Here is a 4,817-nt window from a genome sequence, read left to right on the forward strand (position 1 = left end):
TCGAATGGGTGGATCATGTTGCCGTTAAGGATGAGAATTGACGTTGATGCTCGACTGTCTTAGGCCGTGGAAATGGGTGACCCTTGTCACCGGCATGGGGTGTTGCTCGTCGGCGCCGACTACAACAATGCACCAGGCAGGGATTTCACGATCAGTTTCATCATGCGATCTTGACCTACCTGACGGCACGTTGGGCGGGACGGGCCTTCAGGTCTCGCCACCGGAAGATGATGAAGATGATGTTCTTCGGGCTGTTCTTCCATGGATGACCATTGGGACACAGCATGCGCAGGCGTTCGACGCAGGTCACTCATCACTATTTCTGGCGCTTGGGCATCCCTGCCGTCACCCTCGGCACTCGATTCCCACGCTATAGCCTGTAAGCAGGGATCAGGCGTTGAGCCGGGTCGTTCAGTAATAAAACAGGTAAGCGATAAGAATCGCACCGACCAGACCGACGGCATCGGCGATCAAACCGCAGGCTAAGGCATAGCGAGTCTTGCTTATGTTGACGCTACCAAAATAAACCGCCAATACATAGAAGGTGGTTTCGGTTGAACCTTGGATGATGGCGGCGAGTTTCCCCTGAAACGAGTCAACGCCATAGGTGGTCATGACATCGACCATCAAACCGCGTGCGCCGCTACCACTTAGCGTTTTCATCAATCCGACCGGCAAGGCCGGGACAAAATCATCGTTAAGCCCGATGGCCAATACGGCACTTCGTATTCCTTCAATCAAATAAGCCATGCAGCCTGTAGTGCGAAAGACCGAGATCGCAACCAGCATGGCGATCAGATAAGGAATGATTTGCACCGCGACGCCAAAACCCTCTTTGGCGCCCTCGACGAACGTTTCATAGACGTCGATCCGTTTCCACGCCGCCACCCCAACGAACACGACGATGATCGACACGATCAGCCCGCTACCCAGCAGCCCGATCATCTGACTCATCTGTTCTATTGGCAGTGCGCTGAGCCAGGCGTAGAGACACCCCATCAGCCCAATGAAACCGCCTAGAAACAGGAGGACAGGTCGGCAGAACAGGTTGATGCGCTGCCACATGGCGACCGCGATCAGGCCGGCACAAAAGGAAACAAAGGTCGCCAAGAGTGTTGGCAGAAAAATGTCTGCCGCGTTGAAACCGATCAGCCCCTGCTTGACGGCCAGGCTCTGGCGGATGGCGATCACCGAAGTCGGGATCAATGTGATACCAGCGGTGTTCAGCACCAGGAACATGATCATCGGGTTGCTGGCTGTGTCTTTTCGGGGGTTGAGTTCCTGCAATTCACGCATGGCCTTGAGACCAAGCGGGGTCGCGGCGTTGTCCAGACCAAGGATATTGGCGCTGAAATTCATGATCATGCTGCCACTGGCCGGATGCCCAGGGGGAATATCCGGAAAAACACGACGAAAAAATGGACCGAGGGCACGGCCAAACAGTTGGATGATCCCTCCTCGCTCACCCACTTTCATGACGCCCAGCCACAGGCTCATGAGACCAACCAGACCCAGAGAGATGTCAAACCCGGTTTTGGCTGATTCGAATAGCCCGGTCAAGACCCGAGAAAATATCTCCAGGTCGCCGTGCAACAATTGAACCAGCGCCGCCAAAAAGCCGACGAGGATGAAGGAGACCCAAACAAGATTGAGCAAAGTCGTCGGTGTGGCTCGGTTCAACTACGCAAGGAGCCGACAGGGTTGTTGAAAGATGGGGAGTATATCGATGTCGAAAACGACTGTCAGCGAAAACAGTCACGGTTCAATTCGTTGCTGGCAGGAGGGGGCCACCCGGCGAACGCTGGCAGGGTCCAGGCGTCCTTGAAGCGTGCATAGGCCGATTGCGGCAGTTGAACAAGAACCGGAGAAGCGGCGCCATCCAGCCAGAGGCATATTTCTGAAATATCGGCCAAAGAACCTGCTGTGCAACCTGACGTCGGGACACCTTCGTTTTTCCATACATGAATGAAGATGCAGGAACCTGCACAGGGCGTCGGCAAATGGCTATTGTGGGCGATGACCGCACCGACGGTATATCGCTCATCATTGCGCAGCATTTCTTCATGAGATGTCCAGTCAATCTCGGTCAGAAAGCGTTGATCGACAATCTGGTTGTAATAACGCGACGATGGGTCGTCGATGCACTTAAGGTCGCGTGTGGCGCCAAGATAGGGAAGCTTGGCGGATCGCGCAAAAGGGCTATCCTGGCCCGCACAGCCGAATAATGCCGTAATCGCGAAGATCCCTGCCGGAGCACATCCGTCTCCCTCTTGCTTCGATGGCCCTGCTGCATTGCTTTCCCTATGCAGTCCTCGCCCCCAAGCCAGACCGGAAATCCCGAGACTGACATTCATGGCCTTGCCGATGAGTCTCCAATCCGAACCGGGGCCTTCACGCTCGAAACGCCGCAGCTCGGCCACGCTACTTTCCCAAGCGTTGGCTGTGACCAGGATCAGTTGGCGCGACGGTGCCAAAGGAGAGTCCGCAGACTGCATGGTCGGTAGTGATTCAATTGTGGCCATCAACGCGACAGAGCCGAGAATGGGTGCGGATTATTGATTGAATATTGCGGGGATAAGGGCTGTTGATCTGCTGTTCGGTCTGAGCTTGGCGAAGGCCAGAAAAAACAGGACACTGCGGTTCGACAAGTTTACCGCAAACGGCAATGGTTTTCGCGGAACGAACTACTCGTTTCTCAGGGGCGCGCACCGCTTTCTCCTTCGCCACGCCGTAATAAACAGTCCATGGCATTGACCTTCCTTCCGGCGACGGCTCAGGTTTCAAATTCGCCCATCGTCAAACTCCTTTCTGCGGGTATGCTTGGCAGTTCATTCCAGAAGTTTCATTGATGGACACCCGAAAAAATCAACCGTCTACTGTCTTCCCGGCAAAGCCAGCGAATCACCTTGGTTGGTTCAGGCAGAGAGTACCGCCCCTCGCTAACTCGCTGGCTATAATCGACTGCTGGCTCAGGCAAGCCAGATGGCATCGCTTGATTGCCGTCAATGCCAACCGATAGCGTGGCGCCATGATAGACCTCCTTCAAGCATTGATTGGCTATATCGGTTTTATCGCGATCGCCTGGTCGCTATCCGAAAACCGCCGAGCGGTTCCATGGCGTACCGTGTTCGGCGGGGTGCTGTTGCAGATCGTTCTGGCGGCTTGTTTTTTCAAGGTACCAGGGATCCGATCGACATTCGCGACGTTCAACGATGCGCTGCTGGCACTCGAACGGGCGACTCGTGCGGGGGCTTCGATGGTCTTCGGCCATTTGGGTGGAGGTCCTCTTCCCTATGCGGAATTGACACCAGGCGCGAGTTTTGTATTGGCTTTTCAGGCGCTGCCGATCGTGCTTGTCATGAGCGCTCTGTCGGCACTGCTGTTCCACTGGCGAATTCTGCCCTGGCTGGTTCGCCGGATGTCCTGGCTGCTGGAGCGGGCACTGGGGGTTGGTGGTGCGGTTGGCATATCAACCGCAGCGAATGTCTTTGTCGGCATGGTGGAGGCCCCCCTGCTGGTGAAGCCTTATCTCAGTCGGGTATCACGAGGCGAGTTGTTCATCATCCTGTCGGCAGGCATGGCCGGCGTCGCCGGGACGGTCATGGGCTTGTACGCAGGCATTGTCGGCCCGCGCGTACCGGATGCGCTGGGGCATATCCTTGCTGCCTCCTTTATCAGCGCACCGGCGGCCATCCTCTTCTCGGTCGTGATGGTTCCGCCCACGGGCAGCCCGACCGGCAGTGATCTCAGCTTGCCCCGGATGGACGGTAGCAGCATGGATGCAATTACCCGAGGTACTGCCGAAGGCATGCAGTTGCTGCTCAATATCGTCGCCATAATGATCGTGCTGATCGCATTGGTGGCACTGGTCAATCAGGGATTAGCCTGGCTGCCGCATGACAGCAATCCTTGGTCGCTGCAGCGTCTGCTCGGCATCCTGATGGCGCCACTGGCCTGGATGGCCGGAATCCCGTGGAACGAAGCACCTACCGCCGGCGCTCTTCTGGGCACCAAAACGGTCCTCAACGAACTGCTCGCCTATCTGGATATGGCTGCTCTGCCCAGCGACGCCTTAGCCCCGCGCAGCCGTTTGATCATGACCTACGCCCTGTGCGGTTTTGCCAATATGGGCAGCCTCGGCATCCTGATCGGCGGGTTGACCACGATGGTTCCCGAACGGCGCCAGGACATCCTGGAACTGGGACCACGGACCCTGGTTGCTGGAACCCTGGCGACCCTGTCATGCGGGTGTCTGGTCGGGGTTCTTTACTGAGCCATACCGAGCATCCTTAAAACCGCCGATGCCCGTGGAGGAATTCATGGATTCGAGGCGTCGTTGGCTGCCGAAATCTCGCCAATGTCTTCGTTCCAAAGCTTGGGCTGATTCGCAATAAATCTTTGCATCAGCGCAATGCAGGCTTCGTCTTGCCGGATGTCCAAGGTGACACCGTGAGCGCGTAGCCAGTCTTCTTGACCCGTGAAAGTAAGGTTTTCACCAATAACCACTTTAGGAATGCCATACAGGAGGATAGCACCGGAGCACATTGCACACGGCGACAGGGTCGTGTAGAGAATTGATTCACGATAAACCTGTGCAGGCAGGCGTCCGGCATTCTCCAGGGCATCCATTTCGCCATGCAGTATGGCGCTACCTTTCTGGACACGACGATTGTGGCCTCGACCGACAATTTTTCCGTCATGAACCAAAACGGAGCCGATCGGAATGCCGCCCTCGTCCTGCCCGGCTTTGGCTTCCTCAATTGCGTGTCCTTCCGGCAAGAGTGCATGATTTTTCTTAACCAGCTTGCTATCGTCGT

5 protein-coding genes are annotated in these 4,817 nt (G+C 56.2%); 1 reads left to right on the forward strand and 4 read right to left on the reverse strand.

The annotated features are described in order from the left end of the window. Positions 1 to 411: 411 nt before the first annotated feature. The 3 genes from ACOYNV_RS25645 to ACOYNV_RS25655 form a co-directional block, all read right to left on the reverse strand. A complete protein-coding gene (locus ACOYNV_RS25645; RefSeq protein WP_422902650.1) occupies positions 412 to 1,680 on the reverse strand; it encodes a nucleoside recognition domain-containing protein in 1,269 nt (422 codons plus the stop codon). Between the two features lie 62 nt (positions 1,681 to 1,742). Then, on the reverse strand, positions 1,743 to 2,522 hold the full coding sequence (locus tag ACOYNV_RS25650; protein ID WP_422902651.1) for a L,D-transpeptidase family protein: 780 nt from the start codon (positions 2,520 to 2,522) through the stop codon (positions 1,743 to 1,745). Then, positions 2,509 to 2,751 (reverse strand): hypothetical protein, encoded by a 243-nt coding sequence (locus ACOYNV_RS25655; RefSeq protein WP_422902652.1) that lies wholly within the window; start codon positions 2,749 to 2,751, stop codon positions 2,509 to 2,511. The genes ACOYNV_RS25650 and ACOYNV_RS25655 overlap by 14 nt, the downstream gene beginning before the upstream one ends. Positions 2,752 to 3,028: 277 nt before the next feature. Here ACOYNV_RS25655 and ACOYNV_RS25660 point away from each other — a divergent pair, with 277 nt between their 5' ends. Then, a complete protein-coding gene (locus ACOYNV_RS25660; protein ID WP_422902653.1) occupies positions 3,029 to 4,273 on the forward strand; it encodes a NupC/NupG family nucleoside CNT transporter in 1,245 nt (414 codons plus the stop codon). 44 nt (positions 4,274 to 4,317) lie between these two features. Here the strand turns inward: ACOYNV_RS25660 and ACOYNV_RS25665 are convergent. Further along, positions 4,318 to 4,817, reverse strand: a 500-nt coding sequence (locus ACOYNV_RS25665; protein ID WP_422902654.1) for a nucleoside deaminase, incomplete at its 5' end; no start/stop codon positions are given.

Origin of the sequence: Propionivibrio sp. (assembly GCF_049316945.1) — a bacterium.
Lineage (GTDB): Bacteria > Pseudomonadota > Gammaproteobacteria > Burkholderiales > Rhodocyclaceae > Propionivibrio.

Excerpts from the sequence above, each read along its gene's own strand:
- ACOYNV_RS25650 (WP_422902651.1), bottom strand. The coding sequence starts at position 2,522 with ATGGCCACAATTGAATCACTACCGACCATGCAGTCTGCGGACTCTCCT.
- ACOYNV_RS25655 (WP_422902652.1), bottom strand. The coding sequence starts at position 2,751 with ATGCCATGGACTGTTTATTACGGCGTGGCGAAGGAGAAAGCGGTGCGC.
- ACOYNV_RS25660 (WP_422902653.1), top strand. The coding sequence starts at position 3,029 with ATGATAGACCTCCTTCAAGCATTGATTGGCTATATCGGTTTTATCGCG.